At 58.4% G+C, this 26,094-nt stretch carries 21 protein-coding genes; 14 read left to right on the top strand and 7 right to left on the bottom strand.

What is annotated here, in order from left to right; translation table 11 throughout:
• The first annotated feature begins 69 nt into the window (after window positions 1-69).
• The 3 genes from J2R80_RS20110 (at window position 70) to J2R80_RS20100 (ending at window position 2,164) form a co-directional block, all read left to right on the top strand.
• On the top strand, window positions 70-537 hold the full coding sequence (locus tag J2R80_RS20110; protein ID WP_253639268.1) for a DUF6650 family protein: 468 nt from the start codon (window positions 70-72) through the stop codon (window positions 535-537).
• A gap of 40 nt (window positions 538-577) precedes the next feature.
• A complete protein-coding gene (locus J2R80_RS20105) occupies window positions 578-1,342 on the top strand; it encodes a hypothetical protein (RefSeq protein ID WP_253639267.1) in 765 nt (254 codons plus the stop codon).
• Between the two features lie 216 nt (window positions 1,343-1,558).
• Complete coding sequence (locus tag J2R80_RS20100) at window positions 1,559-2,164, top strand: hypothetical protein (protein WP_253639266.1); 606 nt, start codon at window positions 1,559-1,561, stop codon at window positions 2,162-2,164.
• Between the two features lie 454 nt (window positions 2,165-2,618).
• On the opposite strand, the gene J2R80_RS20095 is transcribed toward J2R80_RS20100, so the two are convergent.
• Window positions 2,619-2,975: a hypothetical protein gene (locus J2R80_RS20095; protein WP_253639265.1), complete on the bottom strand. Its 357-nt coding sequence runs from the start codon at window positions 2,973-2,975 to the stop codon at window positions 2,619-2,621.
• 192 nt (window positions 2,976-3,167) lie between these two features.
• Window positions 3,168-3,440, bottom strand: a complete 273-nt coding sequence (locus J2R80_RS20090) for a hypothetical protein (protein WP_253639264.1) — start codon at window positions 3,438-3,440, stop codon at window positions 3,168-3,170.
• 429 nt (window positions 3,441-3,869) lie between these two features.
• On the opposite strand from J2R80_RS20090, the gene J2R80_RS20085 reads away from it, so the two are divergent.
• The 4 genes from J2R80_RS20085 to J2R80_RS20070 all read left to right on the top strand — a co-directional run bounded on the left by J2R80_RS20085 (window position 3,870) and on the right by J2R80_RS20070 (window position 14,537).
• Window positions 3,870-6,725 carry a hypothetical protein gene (locus J2R80_RS20085; protein ID WP_253639263.1) on the top strand — a complete coding sequence of 952 codons (2,856 nt, stop codon included), beginning with the start codon at window positions 3,870-3,872 and terminating at the stop codon, window positions 6,723-6,725.
• Between the two features lie 19 nt (window positions 6,726-6,744).
• On the top strand, window positions 6,745-11,130 hold the full coding sequence (locus tag J2R80_RS20080; protein ID WP_253639262.1) for a hypothetical protein: 4,386 nt from the start codon (window positions 6,745-6,747) through the stop codon (window positions 11,128-11,130).
• A 66-nt stretch (window positions 11,131-11,196) separates the two neighbouring features.
• A complete protein-coding gene (locus J2R80_RS20075; protein WP_253639261.1) occupies window positions 11,197-14,016 on the top strand; it encodes a VCBS repeat-containing protein in 2,820 nt (939 codons plus the stop codon).
• Window positions 14,017-14,102: 86 nt separating this feature from the next.
• Window positions 14,103-14,537: a hypothetical protein gene (locus J2R80_RS20070; protein WP_253639260.1), complete on the top strand. Its 435-nt coding sequence runs from the start codon at window positions 14,103-14,105 to the stop codon at window positions 14,535-14,537.
• Between the two features lie 378 nt (window positions 14,538-14,915).
• Here the strand turns inward: J2R80_RS20070 and J2R80_RS20065 are convergent, their stop codons facing one another.
• Window positions 14,916-15,284: a hypothetical protein gene (locus tag J2R80_RS20065; protein ID WP_253639259.1), complete on the bottom strand. Its 369-nt coding sequence runs from the start codon at window positions 15,282-15,284 to the stop codon at window positions 14,916-14,918.
• Between the two features lie 781 nt (window positions 15,285-16,065).
• Between J2R80_RS20065 and qatD the strand changes: the two genes are divergently transcribed.
• The 4 genes from qatD to J2R80_RS20045 all read left to right on the top strand — a co-directional run bounded on the left by qatD (window position 16,066) and on the right by J2R80_RS20045 (window position 21,396).
• Window positions 16,066-16,839, top strand: a complete 774-nt coding sequence (qatD, locus tag J2R80_RS20060) for a Qat anti-phage system TatD family nuclease QatD (RefSeq protein WP_253639258.1) — start codon at window positions 16,066-16,068, stop codon at window positions 16,837-16,839.
• A gap of 315 nt (window positions 16,840-17,154) precedes the next feature.
• Complete coding sequence (locus J2R80_RS20055; RefSeq protein ID WP_253639257.1) at window positions 17,155-17,553, top strand: hypothetical protein; 399 nt, start codon at window positions 17,155-17,157, stop codon at window positions 17,551-17,553.
• A 1,171-nt stretch (window positions 17,554-18,724) separates the two neighbouring features.
• Window positions 18,725-19,687 carry a DUF3616 domain-containing protein gene (locus tag J2R80_RS20050; protein WP_253639256.1) on the top strand — a complete coding sequence of 321 codons (963 nt, stop codon included), beginning with the start codon at window positions 18,725-18,727 and terminating at the stop codon, window positions 19,685-19,687.
• Window positions 19,688-19,803: 116 nt separating this feature from the next.
• Entirely contained in the window at window positions 19,804-21,396 is a 1,593-nt protein-coding gene (locus J2R80_RS20045; protein ID WP_253639255.1) for a phospholipase D-like domain-containing protein, read from the top strand.
• Here J2R80_RS20045 and J2R80_RS20040 read toward each other — a convergent pair.
• On the bottom strand, window positions 21,372-21,791 hold the full coding sequence (locus tag J2R80_RS20040) for a hypothetical protein (protein ID WP_253639254.1): 420 nt from the start codon (window positions 21,789-21,791) through the stop codon (window positions 21,372-21,374). The two genes, J2R80_RS20045 and J2R80_RS20040, sit on opposite strands and share 25 nt — an antisense overlap.
• On the opposite strand from J2R80_RS20040, the gene J2R80_RS43740 reads away from it, so the two are divergent.
• Genes J2R80_RS43740 through J2R80_RS20030 form a run of 3 tightly spaced genes read left to right on the top strand, consistent with a single transcriptional unit; the run spans window position 21,687 to window position 23,485 of the window.
• Window positions 21,687-22,160 (top strand): hypothetical protein, encoded by a 474-nt coding sequence (locus J2R80_RS43740; RefSeq protein WP_375162653.1) that lies wholly within the window; start codon window positions 21,687-21,689, stop codon window positions 22,158-22,160. The two genes, J2R80_RS20040 and J2R80_RS43740, sit on opposite strands and share 105 nt — an antisense overlap.
• 50 nt (window positions 22,161-22,210) lie before the next feature.
• Window positions 22,211-22,582: a hypothetical protein gene (locus tag J2R80_RS43735; RefSeq protein WP_375162598.1), complete on the top strand. Its 372-nt coding sequence runs from the start codon at window positions 22,211-22,213 to the stop codon at window positions 22,580-22,582.
• Window positions 22,583-22,612: 30 nt separating this feature from the next.
• Complete coding sequence (locus J2R80_RS20030; RefSeq protein WP_253639252.1) at window positions 22,613-23,485, top strand: S1/P1 nuclease; 873 nt, start codon at window positions 22,613-22,615, stop codon at window positions 23,483-23,485.
• 65 nt (window positions 23,486-23,550) lie between these two features.
• Here the strand turns inward: J2R80_RS20030 and J2R80_RS20025 are convergent, their stop codons facing one another.
• The 3 genes from J2R80_RS20025 to J2R80_RS20015 form a co-directional block, all read right to left on the bottom strand.
• On the bottom strand, window positions 23,551-24,534 hold the full coding sequence (locus J2R80_RS20025) for a hypothetical protein (protein ID WP_253639251.1): 984 nt from the start codon (window positions 24,532-24,534) through the stop codon (window positions 23,551-23,553).
• Window positions 24,535-24,925: 391 nt separating this feature from the next.
• A complete protein-coding gene (locus tag J2R80_RS20020; RefSeq protein ID WP_253639250.1) occupies window positions 24,926-25,087 on the bottom strand; it encodes a hypothetical protein in 162 nt (53 codons plus the stop codon).
• Between the two features lie 578 nt (window positions 25,088-25,665).
• Window positions 25,666-26,022 (bottom strand): hypothetical protein, encoded by a 357-nt coding sequence (locus tag J2R80_RS20015; RefSeq protein WP_253639249.1) that lies wholly within the window; start codon window positions 26,020-26,022, stop codon window positions 25,666-25,668.
• Window positions 26,023-26,094 lie beyond the last annotated feature (72 nt).

Below are 26,094 nucleotides of genomic sequence, written 5' to 3'. Positions count from 1 at the left end.
ATGTGCGGGCAGACTTGTGGGGACGTGAAGATGAGAGCCAAGCGAGCCAAGGTCCAATCGCAGTCCCTGATGAGCCGCATTGCGGGCATCTCGGCGCTCGGCTTCGGGATGAGCTGGAAAGCACCCGAACCGGAGCGCATGGTTGTGCGTGACGTGATTACGGCCCTTGAAGACAAGCGGGCTCTGTACTCCCAGGCTGTTTGGGAAGAGCCAAGCCATGTTGTGCAATCCCTCCTCAAAATTCGGGACGAGCTGACCGGCGGGCTCAAGCGGGTCGGCGACAATTCGCCTGCCAAGGATGCCTTCCGCATCATGCGGGCGTCCTGCCGGGATTTCCTTACGCTTACAAGCGCGAAGGCGTATGAAAACGATCGCGGGATGATGCGCGGTGATCATATGTGGGAGCAGGAGCAGTTCTTTATCGAACTGGGTAAGCTTCGCGCAGTCTTCGGCCAGCAGCTTGCCCTGCTCGGCTACTTGTACGGCGTTGATATAGAGGAAAACCTGGCGGCCATTCTGCCGCCCGAGGGAACGTAGTGCCTGTTTGCTGGCACCGGCCAAATCCCGTAGGAGAGCCATGAGTATCGACCAAGACGATCGTGAGCCGATCACGCCCCCGGAGAAAAACCATCCGGACGACAAGGTGCGAAGCATCGTAGAAGCGGTGGCCAGCGAAGTTCCGCTTGGCGGCATGGTGGTCAAACTGGCTGGTGATCTGGTCCCGACCCGGGCGCAGAAAGCCCGTAACGAATGGGAGGGCGCAATCTCGGAACGGACTAACGAACATTCCGAGCGGCTGGACCGGCATGCGCAAATGCTAGCGCCGAGCACGAGACTGTCTGGCACGAGCGTAGACTTGGCCGTGGCTCTCGCCCGCGCCCCCGGCGACGGTATGGCCGGACGGGGCCTGACCCTTGACGATCTATGCAAACTGCTGCCTGAAGCCGCCCCAAAAGATGTCGAGAAAGCCGCTTTCGATCTGAATGCCCTTGGCTTGACCGATATTCAGCGGGCACTCGGTGGGCACTGGTGGCTACGGCTAAACCAAATGTTCTACGAGCAGGTCGACCATCAAGTCATGGACTGGGAATCGACGACGGAGCAGGATGCCAGGACGTTGGTCAACCTCCTCTTGGAAGACGAAGGGCGGGAACGAACATCTGTCCTCCACGCGGCCAGCGGCTGGGAAAAGCGACGGTTTAATCCGGCTTTCCAATTCCTTTTAAACATCATCCCGGATGAGCGCACGAGCCGGGAAATACAGCCGGACTATCCATCAAGCAGCATATTCCTATTGGACGAAGACAAGGCCCTGCTGCGCAGGTTTCTTGCAACGCGATAGGCATTGCCTGCCGCTATGAGTCAAGGCCGCGAAGCGCCGAAGGCTTGGCCTTGACGCGGCCGGAATGGTGCTGGTTTCTACTTGGATGTAGTAACAGCGGGTCATTTCGCAGATAGCCTTGAAACATCGCAGGCAATCTGCAGGATGCCTTGACTGAGCTGACGAGCGCCGCCGATCAGCTGCAATAGGCGAGTACACAGATCCTACGGAGGGGTGATGTCGACGAACCCTGCTTATACAACGTTCAGAATCAACATCGATAATTCGTGGACGACATTAGATTTCGCAGATCTCTTCGCAGGACTCGAATTTCTGCACATGGTCTATTCGCTACAGTCCACAACTGCAGCCGAAATTGATAGAATAAATCGTCTAGCGGCTCTGGAGGTTTGGTGGAAGGATCATAAGGTACTTAGGGAATTCCCAGCTCACTCAGCCTCAGATTTATTCCTTGCGGCGTTTCTCGATAGGAAGACGCCGTTTCAGGTTAGGCAAGTGTCGTTCGCAAGCCCCGGATTTGCTGACATAGCTGGGCTTGGCAGTATCGTAAAAGAAGTGAGGCTGTTTATTTCCGGTATAATCGACAAGTGGGTGGCTAGTGAAGATCGCAAGATTGCCCGAGACTCTGCGAGACAAGACGTGCTCGAAAAGCGCTTGAAGAATGCGGTAGTCGCTGTGGAACTGGCGGACAAGGCTGGTTTGAGCAAAGAAGCTCAGAGAATAATCGTCGAGGCCATTTTCGAGACAAGCCGCATGATTGAAGCAAAAGTAGCGCGAGGGAAAATTACATCAATCGAGCACCAAAGTGGGCCAGATGATTAGCGTTCCTCACAGCTGCTGGCTCCGCGCACACTGCCAGTGTGGCCGTGAGCTGTAGGAGGACCATCGGCTCCGAAACAGGCTTTGCCTGCTGGCACAGCCATGTTCAGAATGCTTCTGGTTTCATACCAACAACGTACGCTTAATTAGGCCGAGCAGCTCGATCTGCCTCGCCAAGTACAAGGGAGTAGCTGGTGCTGCGGCCGCCACCAGTATCCTTTTGCAGAATGCCGCGCTTGATCAAGTCGTTAATGTCGCGCGTTGCAGTCGGCTGCAACTGGCAGGAAGAGTTGGTTGTTCAGCGATACCGTGGATGGAGCCAAGGCCAGTGCCGTCGTCTACAGCCTGATGCTGACCTGCCGCGCCTCACGCGACGGAGCCTGCCGGTCCCAGTCACTGGGATGCTGATCGCTGGTCGGGCGAGAGTTCCGACCCATAGCGGCCCGGCAACCGAGCGTCATTCATTCACGACAAACGTGCAGAATGTGGAATCCGACAGGTTCACTGCGCCGGTGATCGTCAGCTTTGCCGTTACGGTGACATCTCCAGGTTGGTCATAGCTGGCAACGAGATTCAAGACGTGCTCGATGCGCTGGCTGCCACCCGCGCCAACCTGAATGAATGTCTGAGAGTCGGTGGTCGAATTACCCTGGCTATCAATCAGTTCGACCAGCGAACTGACCAGCGCCTCCGAATTGGTAGTATTCACCAGCGAGTAATCGACAGTGCCCCGCGAGGTCGTGATTGCACCGACAACCACATTGCCCGGGCAGCCTGCAGAAAGATTGAGACCTTCGACTGATACAGAACCCATATTGATCTCCGGCAACTGACAGAGTGCCTAAACGTCAACCCTTGACCAAGGGGAACTTCAGAATCCTTCTCGAGCATTCTCTGCAGGGCGTTCGTATTTTCCTTCATCATGCGAGAATTCGGGCCTCGGCATTCACGAATTTACTTAGTCCCGGCGGGGCACAGGGCTGTTGTTCCGACGTTTGACGTCGAATTATTCAAAGTTGGCCGACAAGTCGACGGTGGTGGCCGCCTCCACTTCAACCGACCGCTCCGCTGGCCTGTCCGGATCGCTGACACGCGCGACGCGCCACAAAATGTTGCCAGAGGAACCGCTAGTATTTTCCTGTACCGCGATCGCAAAAAGCTGATCTTCTGGCAGACGCAGTCCGTCGACGATGAACGGCTGTCCGGCAAGATTCAAATCCCGCACGCTCACGAAGAGATCGTCTAAATCCGCGTTATGCAATTGCACCACTATAGCCATGACCGTCTCCTAAGACCCAACAATGGTCCAACGCAGCAACTGTCGTACATTGCGAAAATTAAGGGGCGCAACCCACGGCCCAAGCTCAAGCGTAGTCGTTCTTTCCCGGACTGATTGTGAAGTAGCCGACATTGCTTTCGAAAATTATTGATTGAATGTTTTGAAGGGGGCTTTGACGCGAGGCGCAACGTTTGACTACGCAGCCAGGTGGCTGCATACGATTGTGAGGTTTTTCACAATACAACCTGTGAATGATGCGATACACTTGCTCTCCAATCGAGGACGCGCGAGGACCGCACCAGGAGTTTCTTTCAACGCATGTCGCTGCGACTGCGGCTTATAATTTTGGTTTTGGTTCGCCGCCAGATGCCGCAACCGGAGCAGCAACAGCAGAGCCGCCACCGATTGCACAGACGGAGCGGATGATTCATGTCTAGCCTCTTCGAGACAATCATCAGGGCAGAGGATTTCTTACACTGCCAATTCGAGTTCGTGAATCTAGCGCTTCTCACATCGAGTACGGGAGCGCAACGGCTGGAGCGCGCTGCGGCAGGGCCGGCATTCATCGTTATTCGATTGCCACCACAGAGTATTGCCGAACAAGTTGCACGGGATAGCCTAACCCCGAATTTTCCATATCCAGCCGGCCTTTCCGGACCGAGCCGCCTCGCCTGGCGCCTGCCTGACTCCTTTACTCACGTCGACTACCGCCTCGACGCACTGCTGGCGCAGCTTAACGACGCCGAACTTGAATCGGCCGATGCCGTCGCCGCAACCGTGATCGAGTTTCCAGACCGGTTGCTGCTGACCCCTCAGCCGTTCATACGCTCGGTGCACCGGTCGAAATCATTCACTTCGCCAAAGACCGGCGTTACCGAGCTTTGGCATACAACCCTGCAAGCCCCCTCGCCCGGCGATTCCATCCTGTTCAAGGCGGTTGCCAATTCCGCGGATACTGCAGCGGCTGCGCGCCCATTCACCAGCTCCCTGACAAAACTCAATCGCGATAACATCGTTGAGCTTTCCCGGCGAAACCCCGATCCACATGTCGTCGCGTCGTCTCTGCTCAGGCTCACATCACTCGGCACAACTGCGAAACTCAAGAGCAACTGGGTCGCGGTTCCAGATATCAGCCTAGCTGCATGGGAGCACAATGCGGAGCTCGGACGCGATTACTACGTCTACACGCTTGAACAAGGCTTTATATTCCCGTTCGGTCACCGGGCGACAATTGCTACCGTCGTGGAGCGCAAGTTTACCTCGCACTTCGGCATTGCGGTCGCAGAACTCGTCCAGACGCAAAAGATTCTAACGATTCTTGACATCGAGCGAGATTACGAAGCGCTGGGCGATCTTTATCCCGGAGCCGGGCGTGAAATGCCGTTCACCAGAGTTCGCATCGCCTCCGCGCCGCGAAACATCGACAGCAACGACGCTCCCATCCAGGTCGATCTCGTTTTGGTGGACCGCACCGGCAATCGCATCAACTGCAGTGCGACTGCATTGTTCGTGCCCGTAGGGCCGGCGGCTACCGCCGAAGAGCAAGTAAGCGAGGTCAAGCGGCGCTATACCGACCCGTCCGGCACTTCGCTCTCCGGCCAGCCTATCAGCCTGTCAGTCGTTTCATTGGACGGCCAGCGCATGGCGATGACGGCGAACCATGACGGCCTCGGCGACACCAGCTTCAACGTCGAGTCATTGACGTTTGGGGTCAATTTGCCGTCCGAGCTGCGCGGCAACATTGTTCCTGCGTTCCTGCCGTTCATGGCAAAAGCCGATGCCCGAATTCCCGCGCTTGAACAGATGGTCGGAACGACCGCAGCAGCGACACCTGCCGCGCAGCGGCGAGCCACCGAGGTCGAGTATCATCCGAATTATCTCGCCAATGGTTTCGACAGCCGGCACGTCTACGCGAAGCTCAAGCCGATTCCCGGAATCACCATTCCGCCTGAACGGGCCGGCGGCCTGGCGGCACCGACATTTCCAGCCATAGATGGCTTGTCGCGTCTCACCGGACCTGTGTCCAAGGTCGACGGCGGGATGCTGCGCGCCGATGAGCTCGTCAAGGACACAAAGCTCCTCGGCTTCATCAGTCTGGCTTCGATCATTGAAGGTGAGACTAACGTCGCGCCGTTCACCATTAGCGACGTACGCCAGATCTACGACAAGGTTGACAATAATCCCAACTTTTTCCTGCCGCGGCCCATCATGACGACGATCGCTGCCGCGGCAGGCGGCGACGAAACGCGCTTCGTCTGGAAACCCACGATCAAGGGAACGCTTCCAGCTCCCCTGAAACCGCTCGGCAATATGGAGCTCGTTCTCAAAGGCCGGATCAGCAAGTTTGCAAGCGGCAACTCGCCAGCATTCGAAGTCAACGGCGCGCTCAGAAATTTCGAACTCTCATTCAGCCTGTTGGGAAAAGACGTGCTGGCAGTGCAGTTCGATGCGCTGGAATTCATCTCGAAAGCTGCACGGAAAGTCGACCTGAAACTCGGCGTGCGCGGTATCGCTTTCCGAGGCGATCTGACGTTCGTCCAGAAACTGCAGACCGCGCTGCCGCTGGGCAATCTCACCAAGGGCGCGTCCGTCCAGACGCTCCCCGACGGCGTGGTGGTACGCTATGCAATCCCCCTTCCCGCGATTCCGCTCGGTCTGCTGAACATCCAGAATGTTGTCGTCTCGACATCGGTTTCGCTTAGCTTTGTCCCCGACAAACCGGCTGCCGTACGGTTCGCGCTTTCCGAGCGAAACGACCCCTTCCTGGTTTCCGTCTCGATCTTTGGTGGAACCCGCTTCTTCGCGCTCGAGGTTTCCACCGATGGCGGCGTCAGGATCGAGGCAGCATTGGAATTTGGCGGCGTCGCCGCACTCAATCTGATTGTCGTCAAGGGTGGCGTCTACCTGCTGGCCGGCATCTATCTGTCAATATCGAACGGCAACCTGCTGATCGAAGGGCATCTCCGTCTCGGCGGCTTTGTCGATGTACTCGGACTGATCAGTGTATCGATCGAGGTCTTCATCGCGCTGACCTACGTTAGCGAACGGAAGGTGCTCTTCGGCACGGGGCGACTGACGGTCGGCGTCAAGCTGCTGTTCTTCCACGAGAGTTTCAGCTTTGAAATCAAGAAGGAAATTCCGGCATTTGGCGAAGCACCGACAGAGACTATCGGTGGGCGAACAGAGTCCCTCGTGCTAGCGGCGCCGATCGTCATGGCGGCCCGCACCCAAGCGCCTGGAATGACTGCGGATCAGTTCGTGACGTATTGCAGCGCCTTTGCTTGAGCGCAGTGAGGATTCGGCCATGTCACAGCAGCAAATCATTTGGACCACGCTGCCCAACGGCCGCAAGCGCCTTCCAACCGGCGAGAACCTCAACTTGTCTGTGGTTGTCTCTCCGCGGCTGCGGCTGGATGGTGGGGCAACCGGTGTGCTGGGATCATTCCCGAATTTCGTCGACTGGCCCGCGCATCTGAGACAAAGCCTCGTCGGCTTCGACCTCATCGTCGACGACGACGAGACCCGCCCGTTCCCGACCAGGATCGTTTCCGCCGATCCCCCCGATTCTGATCTATGGCGAGCGTTGTTCTCGGAAGCGACGCCTGTCCGTTCGCAGAAGCTGGAAGGAATTCGAAAACCTATCGCGACCTATCCGACCGGCACCATCGCGCTTCAGTTGAGCACCAGCTACGGCAAAATGTGCGGGGAGGCTCCCTTCCGCCCTGCCGATAGAGCGACCTTCAAACGAAATTTCGCCGATCTTGTTCAGGCGGTCGAGCCCGATGGGCCGGAACGTGTGGGCGCGATCCGCGCAAGTTTGAACGCGGCAAGGGGCGCCGCCGCACTCGGCCAGGTACATCGCGAACTCGCCACGTCACTGCTAAAAATTGACAGCGATTTTACATTCGACGAGAAGCTCGCCCACGCGACCGAGATCGCTGGTGTGCTCGCGCGATCGGCGGCGCCGGGCGAAGTCGTTCCGCTGGTGCCGAATACCGGCCAGACCGAAGACGCATTTGCACAATTTGCCGCCTTTCATCGCCGTTCCAGCCGACGGGCGGAACAACAGGTTGCGCCCCCCGCTGGCGCCCGCAAAAATCCTGTCGAAGATATCGACTTCCACCGGATCTTGTCGGCGCTCGGCGACTATCCTTGGCTGCTGCGCCGTTTGGGGCTGGTCATCGATCTGCAGGTCGACGCAGCGGTCGTTCCCAAGTCGCCGATAGGGTCCTTGCGCCAGCTCAGGGTCCGACCGCGGTTTTCCTCACCTTCCGACGGCGCTGCCCACTACACCCCCGTCACCAAATACATTCTCGATGACGATGTCACCAGCCCGCTGCCGTTTCCGGTGTTTGTGGCCGCTCCGAGACGAGCCGCCGAGCCGCCGGATCCAACCTCGATACTCGAGATTGTAGGCGGTTTGCTGAACTTGCGCCTGCTTCGCCGGCCGCCACCGGCGGAGGACCTGCAGTTCGACATCATCACAGTCGACGTCGACGGCGCCATGAAAAAGATTGTCAACGCCATTGAAGCGATCGTCAGGGATGAACAGAATTCGAACGGTCTGATCAATTCAGCGTCCGAAGCAGCTCCGCCGGTCATTCGCACGAGCGGCTTCACTCTGATTCGGACCGGACAGGCCGATCAGTTGATGGCCGGCGTTGCGACGGCACTAGGCCATGAAGACGATCGAACGGCCGGCCGACGCGCCGTCCTATTTTCCGAAGATCTCGTCCGCGGATACCGAATCGATGTCCGCCGTTTTCCGCGCGGACAACAACCCATCCTTGCGGATCAGCCGTGGCTTTCATTGCACCAACGCAAGGGCACCTTCCGTTTCAAGCGCAATGGTCAGAATGACATCGTTAAGGAACACGACGATGAAGGTTTCGTGCAGCCGGTGCTGGCGCAGGATCCAAGGGCAAATTCGGGAGAGGCCAACCCTGTCTATATTCACGAGTCCTATGGCTGTTGGCAGGGTTGGGGTCTTTCGGTCCCGTTTCCGGCCGATCCAATGGCGCTGACGCCAGAGCAGCAGGATCCGATTGTCCCGCCTGCGGGCATCCTCAATCTAGACGTAACAATGACGCCCCCCCTTGGGACGCTCCCGTCGCTACGCTTCGGCCACCGCTATCAGATGCGCGTGCGAACCGTCGACTTGGCAGGCAACGGCCTCTCCGCCGACGACGCGACCAACAACGTCATGGTTCCGCTCGCGGCAAATCATCGACCGGAACTTCATCTTCCGCTCCGGCCGGAAGAAATGCCTTTCCGGCGGTTTGAGCCAATCACATCCCCGGTCCTGGTGCCCCGGGAAGAACTGCTGGAAGGTGAGTCGGGTGACATCCTGGTGATCCGCAGCGACGGACCGCCAACCACGACCGCGAGTTATGCCAGCGGCCTCCGCGACCAGAGATATAAAAGCTTCACCGAGCGACATGTCGTTCCGCCGAGATCGTCGCAAGGCATGGCCGAGCTTCACGGTCGGCTCGATGCTGCGTTCGGACCTGCAGCGAACCCGCAGAAGGTTTTCAACGTCTGTCGGCGAGGCCCCGGCTCGCTCAGCGATTCATTCGTCACGAATATTGACAGCGGCCTGCAAGAGGACCTCCCCGACATCGTCCGCACCGATCCCGTTACAGGGGCACAAACGCGTATCCTTCATGGGCTCGGCTCTTTCGACGTAAACACCTCGAGTGCCGCCTCCGCTGCCGGACTGCTGGGCCAACCAAAAAGCAAATACGTGGTCCACTACGAAGAGCAGTTGCGGCTGCCATATTTGCCAGATCCCCTGGCGCAGGGCGCCGCGCTGTTTGGCTTGCCTGGCATGATCGACAACAATGAGAGCTTGATCCTCGCAGAAGCCACGGGTCCGGGAAATCCGAGCCAGCTGCAATCAAAGACCGGTCAGGATCAGCTGCTGCCGCAGAGGGCAATCGACGAACTTGGTCTCATCACAAAGATCGGCTTCCCGGCGAACGGACAGTGGCCGGAACTTCGTTGCTTCCGCCTGCGGCTCGATGGCCTGGATCCAGGTGCTAGAGCGGCGCCGGAATGGTCGGAAGTGAATGGTGTGCGACTTTTAACCGTCCGCCTGGCACCGGCCGAGGTGAAAATGGTTTGGATCAGCACCTATCCCGCAGCGGAGGACGTGGAGCTGTTCGGGCTGCATTTCTGGTGGGACAGGCTCGGTGCCAGTGCGGCAAATCGCGAATTCATGAACATGGCACAGAATGGCGCGCTTGCCGCGCTGAGTCCGGCGCGCAAGATCACGCTGGTGCATGCCGTGCAGCGGCCTTTGATCGAACCGCAGAACGAGAACGAAAGCACTCCGTTCGCGGCGCGAAAGTTTCCCGGACAGACCGCAGCCAATATTGCCGGAAGCTTCAGAATTCATGGCCGCAGCACGGAGAAGCTCGATCTACTGGCTTCGTGGCACGAGCCGCTGCTGGACACTGAAGACACTCGCTCGATCCAGACCCACGTGCTCGAAATGCCGATCCATCTCGACCAGCCGCCTCCGAGCCTCGCCGGAGACCCGGTCCCGATCGGAAGCTACTTCAAGGGCACGGATCGCTTCGAATTCCACGCGCCGGATCGTGCGGAAGACGCGCGTTCGCGATCCTGGCTGGCACGGCATGAGTTCGGCGACACAAGACACCGCCGCATAACCTATCAGGTCGTCGCGACAACGCGCTTCAAGGAGTACTTTCCCGAAAGCATCACGAAGGACACCGCGAGCATTGTTCGCACGTCAACTTTCGAGGACGTCATCGTCCAAAATTCGGCGCGCCCACCCGGCCTCGAGATCACGAGCATCATTCCCGCCTTTAAACTGGAGCGAAACTTCCAGTTCACATCAAGTGCGCGGACCGGTGGATGGCTGCGGGTCTATCTCGGACGCTATTGGTTCGTCACGGGTGAGGGAGAGTCGCTGGCCATCATCGGTGAGCCCGTCGCAGGTGCAGATCCTGTACATGCGACGTCGTCTTCCGGTGCTTCCGATACAATCAGGCCAAAGGGCCCGCAACCGATAACCGCCACCACCGTCGACGGGACCAATGTCCAGGTCTTTCCTTTTCCGGTGCATCACGATCCCGTACTGGGTCTCTGGTACGCGGACCTCGCATTCGACGTGACCGGCAAGTACTTTCAGTTCATCGGACTGAAGCTCGCGCGGTTCCAGGAGCACTCGCTGCCGCGAATGCAACTATCGCCCGTGGTCGAAGCTGGCTTGTACCAGCTCCTCCCCGATCGCACCGTCTCGATTGCCCGCAGCATCGATGACCAGCTGAACAAGCGCCGGTTCGATATTGCCGTCTCCGGGACCAGTGCCCCGGCAGCCGCCCCCTCCAGTGGTTCGCACCTGACCTACAGCATAGAGATAAGCATCGAAGAGCGCGCCCTCGGCGGCCTGGACGATCCTCGTGACAAGGACCTTGGTTGGAAACGCAGCAGCACCGTCGTGCCCGTTCTCGAGACAAGTCCGGAGCCGGCGCTCTGGAAGGGTCACATCTTTCTTCCGGTGGTCGCGGACATGGAGCGGCGAATTGTGGTGAAGGAATTCGAACAATTCCCACGAAACGATGCGCCGCCAGGCCAAGCCTGGTCCAGTGAACCAACAGGCGGACCAAGCCGGAGGCTCGTCTATGCCGATATCATATCCGTGACGGACGATCCCGGAGAATGAAGTCAAGAGGGGGAGCGAGAGCACCTCTGAAGTGCGCAACAGTGCATCCGACCGGAGAATGTTTCCATGCTGGCATCTCGAATAACGCAGGCACTCATCGCGATCACTCTGCTAACCGGAACGTTTTCGACAGACGGCCGATCGCAAAATCTCTGCGCCAATCCCACCTTCCGCATTCCACCCGCCTCGCCATTCAGTCCGCCGCTGCCAAGACCGGGCGTTCAGATCGATGTGATGACGGCTCTCGAGGCTGGAACCTTTATCAAGGCTGGTTGCGGTTGCGACATCGCCCTTGGCCTGGCGGCCAAGAGCGGCGAAGGTTTTGTCGAACTTATGCGCAGCAACGAGGACGGAACGTTTACGCTCTTTCCGGGCGCGGTGCTTACCCTCGATGGCCCTCCCGTCGTTATGGCGAGCGGACGTTTTCGACAAGACGTTGCTTTCGACGGCATCGTCGCGGTCACAAGCAGGCCGGGCGAAAATGGCCGCGCGCAGGTGTTCGTTCCGGATGGAAACGGAAAATATGGTTTGCCGGACAGTGGACCGTCCGTCTTTGCGGTCGGGCCGGACCCGGTCGCTATCACAACCGGCGACTTCAACGGGGATGGCCGGCTTGATGTGGCCGTCGCCAACAGGGGCAACACTTCCCTCACGATATTGTTCGGCACCGGCACGGGCACCTTCGCGCCGGCAGCCGCATCTGTTGCAAACATCGGAGGCATTCCGGAATCCATCACGACCGGAAGATTCTCGGGCCCTTCCACTACCGACGACATCGCTATCGGCGTCACCGAGAATATCGGAGGGGCGCTCCGGGTCGGCGTTGCTATCGTGTCCAGGGACAGTGCAGGGACATTCGATCGCAAGCCCGTACTGCCCGTCGGACAGGTCGGCAGCAGAGGCTCCCGCATCGCGGCTGCCAATCTCTCCGGACTGCCGGAAGGCTCCGCTGGACGCCGCTTCCGTGACCTTGCAATCGCCTACCTGGATCACACGCCATCAGGGAATGCCATCGGCAGGGTCGCGGTGCTGATTGGTCAAGACAATGGAGGGCTTCGCAATACTCCTGCGCAAACCTTCGATCTCGGCGCCCAGCCCCGTTCGATCAGGATCGTGGATCTCGATGATGATGGCACGGTCGATTTGATCGTCTCCACTTATGGCGACCTTGCAAGCACGGCCGACGGCACTATTCGGTTTTTCCAGGGCCGCGCCGCACCGGCGCCCGATCCCGGCTTTCATGCCAATTTCGCCTGGTTCACAATTCCCGAAACCACCGGGATACGCCCCCGTGCGCTCGTAGCAGGCCGGTTCGGCCGGAGCAGGCCCAACGGGTCGCCCCCCATGGGTATTGCGGCAATCAATGCTCCAAACCTCGACAAGGTGTCGGTTTTTACCGGAAACGGTCTAGGTGCTTTTGTCCAGCCAACGCGCGTCGCGACGGACCTCGGGCCGGATGATCGGCTGTTCGTGTCCGGAGACTTCCATTCTACCGACGGCGACAACCCGCTGCTCGATATCGCTTTCGTCACCAAGGTGAATGATCGAAACGTGCTGGCTGTCTTGCCAAGCAATGGTGCGGGCGGCTTCGGGAGGACATTTGGAAGGCAAACTGTGCTGGCAGGAGACACCCCGGGGCTTATTACTGCCGCGCGGTTCACTCCTCAAGGACCTCTGTCAATCGCGATTGTCGATGAGACGGGCGGCCTTCAGCGACAGCCGCTGCTGAAGGTCTTCTTTGGCGAAGGTCAAGGAAGCTTCAGGCCGGGCTCCGAACTGAACCTGACCGGAATCGGTCGGCCCCGTGCGATCGCAACCGGTCGTTTCAGAGGCGCAGCAAAACCGATCGATATCGTCATCGCCAGCGATAATCCGAACGCTGCCAGTGGCCAGCTCACTTTTCTATTCAACGACGGCCTTGGCCGCTTTACGCAGGGAAATGTTCAACCGCTCGACTTCGCGCCAAGCTCAATAGTCGCATCGGACCGCCTCAGACCGGATCACAAGACCGATCTACTGGTCCGTGACGCCAATGCAAGTCGATTCCTCTATCTACTCAATATCGATGAGGCTGGCAATTTTCGGCCCGCGAACAATTCAAACGGCGGGTTCTCGGTCGGAGCCGGAAACGTCGACTCGCTGTTGGTCGGCGACATTGCCACTGCCGGCGCGTCCAACAAACTCGACGATATCGTCACATTCGATCGCGACATGACCTTGAAGGTTTTTGTCAACAATGGCGACGAGCTCTTTAGTTCGACGCCGGTAATAACCTCGCCTAGCAATCCGAGTTTTCAAGGCGCTCAGCCCGCCTACGTGCTCGCGGGCTTTGGCGCGGAACGGCCCGCGCTCGCAGCTCCGGTGATACGGGACGGAAAGATTGGAATCCTCCTCTTGCAAGGAGATGGCCAAGGTAGATTCTCGGTTCCAACCGGGGACATACCGCCGCAGCCATTTGGCGCAAGCTCTATCGCCACCGAATTTTCCTTCTCCTCGCAGCTCCTGTTCCGGAATCTCGAAATCCGAACCTTGCAGACAATGGCGGCGCCGTTGCGCAGCTCCCTGCACGGCAACAACAAGGCCGATCTCGCTTTCATCATGCAGGGAACGGAGCGATCCCTTGTTTCCGGAATATGTCCAACCGATCCAAAATCACCGCCTCCGCCATTGACGACGCCCGCCACGCCGGACCGGGAGGTATGTGAGCCGGTACGGCATACAGGATTCGACTGCACGGAGATCCTGCAGCGTTCCCCTTGTTTTTTGACCGAATGCCATACGGAACCCGGAAGGCCGGCGTCTACAATACCCGCACAGGCCTTCTGCCGTACTACCAATACGTTCGGGCCGGCACTGATGCTCTACGGCAACACTTGTCAGGATTGACCAAATACATATCGCGGCGTGCACAACGTCGCCTCGTCTGCAAGCCATCAAACAAATGCCTTAGGCAATGTAAGAGGACCTTCGAAATGACGAACAGAATGAAATCTCGATTTGTGATTGCTCCTATCATGGTCATTCTCGCCTCACTATTTTGTCTGGCGGCTAATGCTGAGTCGATCACCATTTTCCCGAGAGAGATCAAGGCGGGGACGTCGCCCACCCTCACAATCACTTCATCGCCCTCCTTTATCAATCTCGCCCAGCTGAACGCGTCGCAGCTCGAGGTCAATCCGGCAACCGATGTAACCGATATTCGCATCGTGAGCGCCGCAGCGGACCGCCTGACGCTGTCGTTCGATCTTGCGCGGACTGCAGTCGGCAACCGGACGCTCAACATCAAGCTTAGCGATGACGTAGTCGTAACCATCAAACTCGCTCTCGAGCGCGATCCACTCATTTGCAGCCCAGCTTGCGTTGCTCCGCGTATCTGCGAGAACGGCCGATGTCAACTTCCGCGATAGCTCAAGAAGCGCTGCGGAGAAGGGCCATCGCTGCGGCCCTACGGTCCGCATCAAGCGGCGTGCAAAATTAACGTAGCAAGCACTAAGTGAACATTTGTCGGAATCAAACTGCGCCGCTTGAATCAAACTTCTTGACGAGCTAACTCATTGAAAAACTTGGAGAGGGGAATCATCGTGTTGGCTTGGAGGTCAGACTCTTCGCTAGGTTTTTCGATGTTTTTTCCGACTGATCATTGCCAAACTTCCGTCGGCGAATCGCATGAAATCGCAACGTCGTGTTTGCTGGGCATGGGGCACATTGTGGCGTTTAGCTGTCGCGGGTGATCTGTCGAATGCCCGCTTTGCGAAGGATTGCGTCGCCAAATAGAGTTGTAGCTGTCAAACAGTTCGAGTCCATGTGCCGCTTAGAATCGCCGAAGGACACCCTCTTGTCGCTTCGACCCACCCATCGAAAAAGATAAAACCGTCAAGGCGGAGTTGAAGCGGATTTCGCGTGGTTACTCCTATTGTCGAGATCGAGTCACCGATGGTGACCTGAACGTCTTCCACGCGGTCGGGAATTTCATCTACGGAGGTTCTCGTGGATGTAATCGCCTGCGTGACGAGTTCACTAAACGATGCTTGAGGTTGGAAAGCATCGACATCAAAGCACTTAAAAAGATATGTTGCGACGTGCATGCCGCCGACGTTTAGCTTAAAGCCGATATTGATTTGCGGGTTACCCGTGCTGAAGAAATCCGGTTGCAAACCGTCTATGGCACTCTCCGAATGACCTTACTTCAGTTTTTGGATTCAATTTACAGTAGCATGGTTTTACGGTACAGTAGAATCTAAGAAGCACATGCCGTCGCCATGACGTTTGCGCCCTGTTAAGCGCTCCCAAAACTAGATCAGTTTGAACTGGAAATTTTTCAGTCTGGCCCGTGCCCGCGAGCGCATCCAGCCTCGGCGGAGTTACTAGCTCGAACAGCACGAGCAACAACGCAAGCGCGTATCGTGGCGTAAAAAATAGCACCCGCTTAGTTGCAGTGCTGCGGCCTGTTTCAAAAACCAGCTCTGGACAGTTGTTCGTCGCAGGTTTCTGCCTTGTCGAGCGAAATCATTCCACTCCCGAAACCTCGGCCAGCCGCTAACACCGCGGCACGTTCAGCCTGCTCACGCCGGTGTCGCAAGATTTCTTTGATGTCCCGGTGCACACGCTGCCTACTAACTGCTTTAAGAACTTGAACCCTCGCTCCAATCCATCATTGGACGGCCGCGAAGCCTGGGGCGTCGACGACACGCCCTATCGGATCGCTGACCTGCGCGCGCGAGTGCTCGACACAAAAAGGGCAGAAGGAGAGCATGTGCGATCCTTCCAACTTATGCTATCACGTCTCGCTCAGCACCCCGACCGAGCTCGGTTCGATATTCATCGTCCAGGCCCACTGGTTGATCATTCGGACCGGCTGAAGGACTATGAGGCCGTCTATGTCGCAGGGCTGCAAGAGGTCGGCCGATTGCTGCAGGGCGTACGGGCGCGACCCCAATGACAACTTCTCCGAACCGGCCTGCCCGTTGGGTGGACTTCCACTGCCATCTTGACCTCTACAAAGATCACGTGGCGCTGATCGCCGAATGTGATCATGAGCGTGTGGCAACGCTTGCGGTTACCACCACACCCAAGGCATGGCTTCGCAACCGCGAGCTGGCAGCGCGATCCGACCACGTGCGCGTGGCTCTTGGCCTCCATCCACAGCTTTTCGATGAACGCGAAAGCGAGCTGCCGCTCCTCGAGCACTATCTCCGGGACGCTCGTTACGTCGGCGAGATCGGCTTGGATGCGGGACCCCGCTTCTACCGGAGCTTTCCGGCCCAAGAACGCGTTTTCGTAAGGATCCTGCGAGCCTGTGCCGATCAGGGAGGCAAGGTGCTCACAGTGCATAGCGTGCGCGCGGTCGGAAAGGTCCTGGGCCATGTCGAGCGCGAGTTGCCGCCGGATCGGAGCCGTGTTGTGTTGCACTGGTTCACCGGAACGGCAGCAGAAGCGCGTCGGGCCGTCGCGTTGGGCTGCTATTTTTCCGTGAGCGGCGAAATGCTCCGGTCGCCGAAACACCGTCAGCTGGTCGCCGGTTTACCTGCAGATCGCCTGATCACCGAAACTGACGGTCCGTTTGTAGAGGTGGAGGGACGTCCCATGCGACCACGCGACGTGGCCCAAACCGTAGCTGAACTTGCCCTATTGCGAGGCGTCAGCATCGAGGCGATGAAAAGCGCGATTCTCAACAACCTGCGCAAGCTTCTGAACGAGGCGCGTTCGTGAGCGTCCAGGCTTCGAAGAACAACCTCGCCCGCGAGCTCTTTGTGCGGACCGCGGACGAGAACTATGTCACCGCGCCCGCTGGTGTGCCAACAACCGACTGAACACCGATTTCCTTTGGCTCGCGGTGCATGCGCTCGAAAAGTATCTAAAGGCGGTGTTGCTCGTGAACGGGCATGACACGAGGGGCTATGGCCACGATGTCGTTCGACTCTACCGGCATGTAAACGGCTTCGCCGGCGCGCTCTTGCCCGATCGACTTGCAAAACCGGCGAACTCGACATCTTCCTTTGGCGCGAAAGGTCCGCCGAAGAATTCATGGCGCATCTTCTGGACAACGGGAACGCGGACAATCGTTACGCCATCTATGGCTATGTTACGAGCACGCAGGACCTCCACATGCTCGACGCCATGGTGTTCGCGATCCGTCGGCTCGTCTGCGAGCTCGACGGCAGGGTATTTACGGGCGACGAACCTGATCTACCGACCCTCACACATCGCGAGATTCTCACCCTCCAGCCCGACTACTACGGTCGAATGGGTATGCCACTCGATAATCTGATCGACACGCGCGAAGATACGCCGTTGCGTCAGGCCGCACTCAACCTCAACCTACCCTTCGCACCTCGGGACATCGCACATCGGCCGATGCCGGAAGGAACTGCATCCAGCAATCCAGTCATCATCCGTCGGATACTCGATCCGTCTGGCAAGTGATGACCCAGTCTACGCCGCGGAAGGCATCGAAATAGCGCGCTGGTTTCTGGCCAATGTTCAGGTCCCGAGAGGAATACCGGGCAGTCCTGGTGTACGGGAGCAGATCTTGGAAGCAGTTGAGACGGCTCGCACACGACACCGTCTCCCGTAACGCGCTGTGGACTAAGATCTATTAGTTGGCCGAGCGGCGCTTTTCGACATTGGGACCGTACTCCGAAAGATCGGCGAATTGATCGAGGGACTCCCGTATCGCGCTCGATCAGCACCGTTAATTCATCGGTAGTAATAGGATAGCTGATCTCCCCACGGCGCTCCCTCAGAATGCCGGCAACGATGCTCTCGCACTCCCGCTCAAGCTCCTGCGGCTTGAAGTGCGGCGCTGGGAAAACCTGCCAATCTTGTCCGGACGTATCGCACCCTATCGCCGAGTCCTTCCTTTCGGCGGCCCGCCTCGGAAAGCAAGCATCGGGTCGGTCACTTCTTTTTTTGTGAGGTTTCGTACTCGAACCTCCTCAGGAAATCGCCCCCGCTAGATAGTAGAGCCAATCGCGATTGATACCGAGCACGTCAGCGAACTGCTGCACCATGCGATCATCCTCCTTCCGACGCAATGCCTATGTCTACGACGTTTGATCGGTGCCGCCTGTGCGGGGCGTTCGGCGCATGCGCCAAATCAGCGCGGCCGGCCATACGCCCGCAGCCCTTCCCTGCACCTACGTCACGAGTCGGCCGAAGCGAGGCCGATGGTCGAAGCCTCTCCGCGAACGACGCTATCCGTTTGCCTGCGTAAGAGCGGCAGAGCGATCGAACTTGACCGCGGCCTTTACACGTGTAGGATGAGCTCAATTAAAAATTGTACCAACTTCCGATTTTCTATTCATTGAACGGCTCCCGTTTCGGGAGGATGACGCATGTTTTCAACGGCCCGTGCAGCACAAAGTCCGAACCGGCGGGATCTTCGGCGCGAAGACGCAGCCAACGTTCACCGGATCGATCGCACCAAGCGAACATCCTCCCGCGATAATCCAAAAATGCTAACGAAGCCCGGCCCTCTCGTCCGAGCGCTCCAAGTTGGCCGTCGGTCCCAGAAACGCATTCGAAAGACCGCAACCGGCCACGGCACCCGTCGACATTACTGAAGTGAATTCGAGAGCTATCCGGGAGAGGTCACATGAGGAGTTCGCTAGTCGTCACGCTCGTCCTCGCTCTCACCGTGCTGGCGGAGCTGGCCGACGCCGAACCAGCGACCCTCTATCGCGGCATGTGCGATGCTTCCGCGGCTGTGGCACTCGACAAGGATCATTTCGTGGTGGCGGACGACGAACTGAACGTCATGCGTATCTATAAGCGGGACCAACCAGACTCCGTTGCTCAAGTCGATTTGTCGTCCTTCCTCGATACAGAACCCGACAAGGAGTCCGACCTCGAAGGGGCCGCAGCCATTGGAAACAGAATCTTCTGGATCTCGTCGCACGGGACCAACAAGGACGGAAAGGTTCAAGACCGTCGGCGAAGACTGTTCGCGTCCGAACTGGTGACGGCTACCGTCCCCACCGTGCGCGCCGTAGGCAAACCCTATTCGAAGCTCGTCGAGGACCTCGCAGCGGATCCACGATTTGCCAAATACGGGTTGGCGGAGGCCGCAACGAAGCCCCCCAAAACGAAAGGAGCGCTCAATATAGAGGGCTTGGCGGCCACGGCGGACGGCAGACTGCTGGTTGGATTCCGCAATCCTCTTCCCGGCGACAATGCTCTGGTGGTCTCGATCGACAATCCGGACGAAGTAATAACCGGCGCACCTACCAAGCTTGGCGAGCCCATCGAAATCAAACTCGGCGGTCGAGGCATACGCAGCTTCGAGCGTATTGGCACATCTTACCTCATCGTGGCCGGTCCTATCGACGGCAAGGGCAGCTTCGACCTTTACCGTTGGTCAGGCAAATCGGCGGACGACCCGGCGATTGTGCCAAACGTCGACCTGTCGGGCTTGAACCCCGAGGCATTGTTCGCGATCCCAAATACCGAGGAAGTGCAGATCCTCAGCGACGACGGCACCGTTGAAGTGGACGGGACCGAGTGCAAAGACGCACAACGCAAATCTCAGCAATTTCGCAGCCTGACCGTGAAGCCGTAGACGATCCGGCCAAGTCCAGCAGAATTTCAGCAAAGGAGTTCGGTAGCATGCGAGCGAACGGGCGCGCAGCCTCCCCCCACTCGATGCGGGCGAGGGCCATCGCGGGAATTCATGTCGTGACGATCGGCGTCAACATGGACAAGAGCGAGACCGAAGATTTGCTCGGCTTCGGCTTCCACCGAACCGACGTGACGGAAAACGAAGCGTATTGGCTCGAAGGCCAAAAACGCTTTAAGATCTTGGACCCAGGCCTCCCGCCCGGGAAAGGCGTGCCGACGAACAAGCATCCGATACAGTCCTTCCTCTGGGCGGATTTCACCGCCAAGGGCTCTCACGACTACGTCTACAAGGTGGTCGCGATCCGCGGCACTCCGGATGCACCGAAAGAAACCGAATTCGTCGAGCTTCAAGTGAAGACGGAAGCGCATGATGCAGCCGAGACCCACGACGTGTTCTTCAACCGCGGCGCCATCGCATCGCAGGCGTACGCGCAGCGGTTCGAAAACCGCGATCCCGATGAAGTCGGTCCCGAAGCATACCAATGGCTGTCGCGCGGCCTTCACGAGGCCCTCATCGAGTTCATAGGCAAGGCAAAAGATCCGAGCTTCGCGCTCAGAGCTGCCATCTACGAATTCCAATATCCTGACGTTCTCGACGCGTTTCACAACGCGGATGCGGCCGGCGCCGACGTCAAGATCATCTATGACGCAAAGAGCAATCCGAAGGGGCCGAGAAAGCGCAACGAAGAGGCAATCAAGGCCGAGCTGATTAAGTCACTGTGCATCCCCCGAACAGCCAACCCGAGCTACATAGCCCACAACAAATTCATCGTCCTGTTGAAGAACGGCGCGCCGATCGAGGTATGGACGGGATCAACCAACGTCACGACGAACGGCATATTCGGTCACCTCAACGCCGGTCACGTCGTCCGCGATACGGCTATTGCCTCGCAATACCTCGAGTATTGGACCGATCTTTCCGACGATCCGGAGGCTCGGGATATCAAGCCGAAGAACGTGGACAAGAGCCCGGCCCCCACGACAGTCGGCTCTGGAGCGACGGTCGCCGTTTTCAGTCCCAGATCGAATCTCAAGGCGCTCGACTGGTACGTCGACCTGATGGCCAAGGCTAGGCAGGCCGCCTTCCTCACGGGAGCATTCGGCGTTCCCGCGCCGTTCGTCGATCTGCTCATGACCGACACCGAGGTGGTGAGGTACATTCTTCTGGAGAAGCCGGGACAGGGAGCAGATGCCCCCGCTATCCTGAGTCAAATTCGAGCGGTGCGGTCGAATCAGATCGTCGTCGGTCCGCCGAAATGGTTCTCGCTAAATGCCTTCGACGACTGGCTCGAGGAGCGCAAGAATCCCTTCAGCGAAAACGTCGAGTACATCCATACGAAGTTCATGCTCGTGGATCCTCTCGGGGACGATCCATGGGTCGTTGCGGGCTCCGCGAACTTCAGTACGGCTTCCACCAATCAAAACGACGAAAACATGCTGGTGATCCGAGGAGACGGCCGTGTCGTCGACATCTACCTCGGCGAATTCATGAGAATATATAACCATCTGTCCTTCCGCTCTTGGGCGGCAGGCAAGAGCAAGGAAGAGCTCAACAAGATTTCTTTCCTGGACACGACAGGAGACTGGGTCGGGGACTTCTACAAGCCGGGCACCAGGCGGACCCTTCAGCGGGAATATTTCTGCGAATGAGCACCGAGTTTCCGAGGTCTTCCGGTCAGCAGTGAACGGTCACGACTTCCCCCAGCAGACGATTGGATTTCGACGAATGACAAAGATCGTACCGAGAGCACCTCTATACGGCCGATGATCTGCTGACCGGCTTTAATCCCTGGGACCAGATGGGCTACACCCTCACCAAGGACTTCTCGATCTTTCGGCAATACGTCGCGGATGGTGGCCCCGTTCCGTCGTCGATCGACATCCGAAGAGCCCAGGCCGAACATGACGCAGGCATCGCAGACGCGCTTCGGCAGCTCTTGATGAATCTGCAGCGACCATTGGTAGGTGTCATGGGTGGGCACAGCGTTTCCCGGACTTCGCCGGCGTATGCGGACATTGCCAAGTTGACCTACCGGCTTGCTCATGACGGCTTCCTGCTCGTCACCGGAGGTGGCCCCGGCGTGATGGAGGCTGCGCATCTGGGCGTCGCATTCTCTTCGTTCGAGAGCGAACGCCAGCTTCAGGAAGCCGTGAAGGCCCTGGCGGAAGCTGCCGAAGCTCCACGGCTGGACGGGATTTTCGAGGGTGACGGAACCATCAAGGAAGCCAAAGTGTCAGCCGTAGAATATGCACGCAAGTGGCTGAAGGTGGCGCTCGACGTGAGATCTTCAGCACCTCTACGCTTCCGATCAGCCTGGCTATCCCCACCTGGCTGTACGGAGCGGAGCCGACGATGCCTTTCGCAACCCACTACGCGAAGTACTTCCAAAACAGCCTCAGAGAGGATGCGTTGATCAACAACTCGCGCGCCGGAATCATCTACGGCCGCGGGGGTGGAGGCACCATGCGCGAAATCTTCCAGGATGTCGAACGCAACTACTACGCGCCGACAGTCGACCAGGTGACACCCATGATCTTCTTCGACCGCGAAGGATATTGGGCAAGAGACGCCGTCCTTGGCGACGAGAGCGCGACCACGGTCGGCTTGAAGGTCGATGTCGCGCTGCCGAAATTGTTGTCGCTCGGCTTGATGGGTACGATCAAGAACAAGAAGGCGGTCGAAGATTGTCTCGGAGCCAAGCTCAAGTTCACGGTGGATCACGACGAGATCGTCGACAGCCTAAAGGGACACGTCGATGCGTCCCGACGCAACCTGAACTTCGCATTGGCCGCCGAGCCGTTAAGTATCGCAACGCTGCGAATGAACCGGGCGTAGCGAATCGCTCTTAGAAATCGGAGATGACCCGTGCAATCACGCAAAGGCATGTTTTTCGTTTGCTCGGCGGCGTTTCTCGCCGGTACCTCACCTTGCCTTGCCTGGGGGCAACTTGGACATTCCGTGATCGCCGAGTTCGCGCAGCGCCACTTGAACCCGGCCACCCAAGCGAAGCTCAAGGAGCTCATCGGCGACACGTCCTTAGCTGCTCTTTCGAACTGGGCCGACGACTTCAAATTCACGGCCGAAGGCAAAGGCACCTATCGGTGGCACTTCGTTGACATTGATGTCGCGCGTTCGACTTATGACGCCGCCGTCGACTGCAAGGAATCGAACCATCAAGGAACGTGCATCGTCGAAGGGCTGCCGGCGGCGATTTCGATCCTGAAGGACGGAACGCTTCCGAAGGAAGACAGGGTGCGCGCCTTGAAGCTCGTTGTCCATTTGACGGCCGATCTGGAACAACCGCTGCACGCAAGCGAACGGAACGACGACCAGGGAGGCAACAAGTTGAACGTGGTCCTGCGTGCGAAGTGTTCCGACGGGAAAGCGTACACGCGCTCGTCGACGTTTCACAGCATGTGGGACGATTCTTTGATCGATCTGCAGGCCTATTCCTGGGGAAGCTACGTGGACGCTCTCGATGCAAATCCGCTACCGTCGGCGGAGGCCCCGCCGTACGACCAAGCTCGTATCGCAGCTTGGGCAAACGAAACGCATGCAGTTGGCATCAAAGCTTACGCGCTTCTCCCGCCCGGGACGCCCGACCACAACGACCCAGGTCATGCCGTCGAAATCGACGCCGGATATGCCGACGCGGTTAAAGGCGACCTGGATGACGCGATGACGAAGGGAGCGGCTCGCCTGAAGGCTATCCTGGACGACGTCTTGGGCGGGTCCTAGAAGTTTCGCCCCTTTTCGATCAACGAGGGCCACGACGACGTCGACCTCGCCCGATCCAACGCCCATCAACCACGAGGGCCGTCGATCGTAGCCTGACGTCGTCCGTAGCTGATCTGCAACTTGCCATCCGGCCTCACCGAAGCAGCAAAATCACCTTGGGATGGATTTCGGTTCGTGAGTTCGGCGACCACTTTCGATCCATCCCGAACTTCCACTTTGAACTCTAGCCGATTGGCAGGCCCAAGGGGATTGCCAGTATCCACGACCAAAGGTTCTCGGGCGGAAAGGGATCCAGCCAATGGTTTGAGGCCCGACGAATGCTCGACCAAAGACGATCCAGCCCCATTGATCGTAAACTCGATCCAGCCTCGTCCTCTGCAGTTGTTGATGCCAAAGGGCAACCGGTCATAGCCGCATCCCTGCAGATGACTATTGGCTATGATGCATCTGCTGTCGGACGGATCGACCTGGACATTGGTAACACGTGAACCGCAGTTGGCGCTGGTGATAGTTGCCGAAGCCGTTGCAAACTGCTGCAGCCTGGTCGTGCAGACCCGGTTCGTGTGATTTTCGTTTGCGTCGCACGATTCGTTGCCATAGCGGATGGGTGGGAAGGCCTCAGTGTCAGAGACGTTCTGGATCGTTTTTATTTCGAACTGTCCAGCGGCATCGAACCGCGCAAAGAGCGTAAGGCTGCTGAATCCGATCAGCAGAAACATGAACAGGAGGCAGAGTACACCGTAGGCGCAGATAATGCGAGACGCCTTCGACCGGCACTTGTCGAGCAAGAATGGAAGTACGATGATAAAGACGGCAACCAATACCGCGGACCACGGCCTCGCTTGGTTCGGGATCGCGAGTCCCATCACATCGGCAAACTTAAGAAGCCCTGCCGCAACGTTGACTGGAAGCTGGAGGACTTCCAACAACGCTTCGCCGATCGCATGGATAGCGTCCTTTAGCACCTGCCCCCCTGCCAAACCGGTACCCTTACGGGCCTCCTCTCGACGCCCGAAGCGGTACTGTAGCCTCTGCCGCCAATCAGACAAGCTCTGGTTCGGAGATCTCGATCGAGCGAGGCTCCTACGGTGCCGGACAACCGTTCGGGCGTTTGTCGACTCTATGCGCCCGCAGTGCCGCCTACCCGCAGACATCACGTCGGACGTGATGCAAAAGCGGAGCGAGGTGTGGTCCTGATTCAGTCGCTGAGGCGAGCCAACGATCTAGTGTCCGGGAGAGCCGCTCCAACCGGCTCCATCAGCCCAAGCTGGGGTGAGCCCGAAGTAGGTCCTGGAGGGACTGCCGATTGGCGACGGGATCATCGAGGTGCAGCGGCTCGTTCTCTGGCCGCTCTCCTTGGGCCAATCGTCGGACCAGCGCTCGCGTGCCGTCCACCGCAGCAATCATAGCTGTTCTGCTGGTGCGCCATGTTGGCGGGGTTTAGGCTGACCCCAGCCGCTTTGCGAGCTTTGCCGCGCGGCCGTGATTGTATCCGCGGATGGAGTCGTAGTGATAGGCGACCGGCCTTTGCCGATCGCTGCGATCAACGAACAGCAGCGACCAATGGTCGCCGCGTTGATCAGGATGATCGGCACTGTTCATTGGCAGAAACAGGAAGTCGGCTGTGTCGTCACCATTCCGATCAATAAGGCTGGAATCTGCGTCGGGCCTCGCTATCGATGGGCGTTAGGCGTAGATGATAATGGGCTAAAAGAGGATGCGCGAGCTGTGTGCAGAAGCCGAGATCCGGATGGTTCTCCTGCAGCCACTCTTCGAGGATGATGTGCTCGTCGCCAAGCCATTGCGTGTCTCCCAGCACCAGCCCGGCACTCGGGGCGAGGCGGTCGCATCTAAAACCCCCAACCGTCTATCGCGCGACAGCCCTTACTTGGGAGCTCCAAGAGTAAACGCGCCAACCGAGAAGTGCCTCGCCTTTCGCTACCTCGCGCTTTCTCCCACACTACCCGCTATGCTTTGCCGAGCCGCTGAGATTCGCCACGTGGCGGTGCCTTTTCTGCTATCTGGCAGGATCCATCCGCCCCGCGGGCCCTCCTCGACCGCATAACTTATCCTGACGCGGTTCTGTTGCGTCACAGGGCTACTCTCGTGTGGAGGCAGCATCCAATGCACGGCCTATAGGACGGGAAGTTGGGCTCGAAGCGCGTCGGGCGATGCCCTGCCTAATTCCGAGAGCGTTGCTCCAGCTGCGGATTTGCACGCTTTGCTTGCACCACAAGCAGAGAATCCGGGCCGACGTGCAGGTCAATTATGAAGTGATCTCCAGCCTGACCGGCCTCTATCGCCGCGCGACAGACGGTACGCAGAACGCGGCCCAGTTCGTCCGAATGCACATAACAATCCTGGAGGAGGGGAACGCGCAGTTCGCATTCAACGTTGCGATCTTCGCCCTTACGGATCAGTTGCCGGGTGGCGCCGGATTTCGCGACGTCGGCAAGCGCCTTGACGAGCTGTTGAGATGGCATTCCACCATCCGCCTCCTCGTCTCTCCAGATTGAGATCGTCTGCGCTTTAATCACAAAGGCACTCCTCGAGCTTGTCCAACTTGGCAGCCAATCTCGTCGCGTTCGGGTCGTAGCCGGCTTGGCGAG

It is taken from the genome of Bradyrhizobium sp. USDA 4541, assembly GCF_024171085.1.
GTDB classification, from domain to species: Bacteria; Pseudomonadota; Alphaproteobacteria; order Rhizobiales; family Xanthobacteraceae; genus Bradyrhizobium; species Bradyrhizobium australafricanum.
The sequence above is the reverse complement of the archived record's forward strand: the minus strand, read 5'-3'. Positions and strand labels throughout refer to the sequence as shown.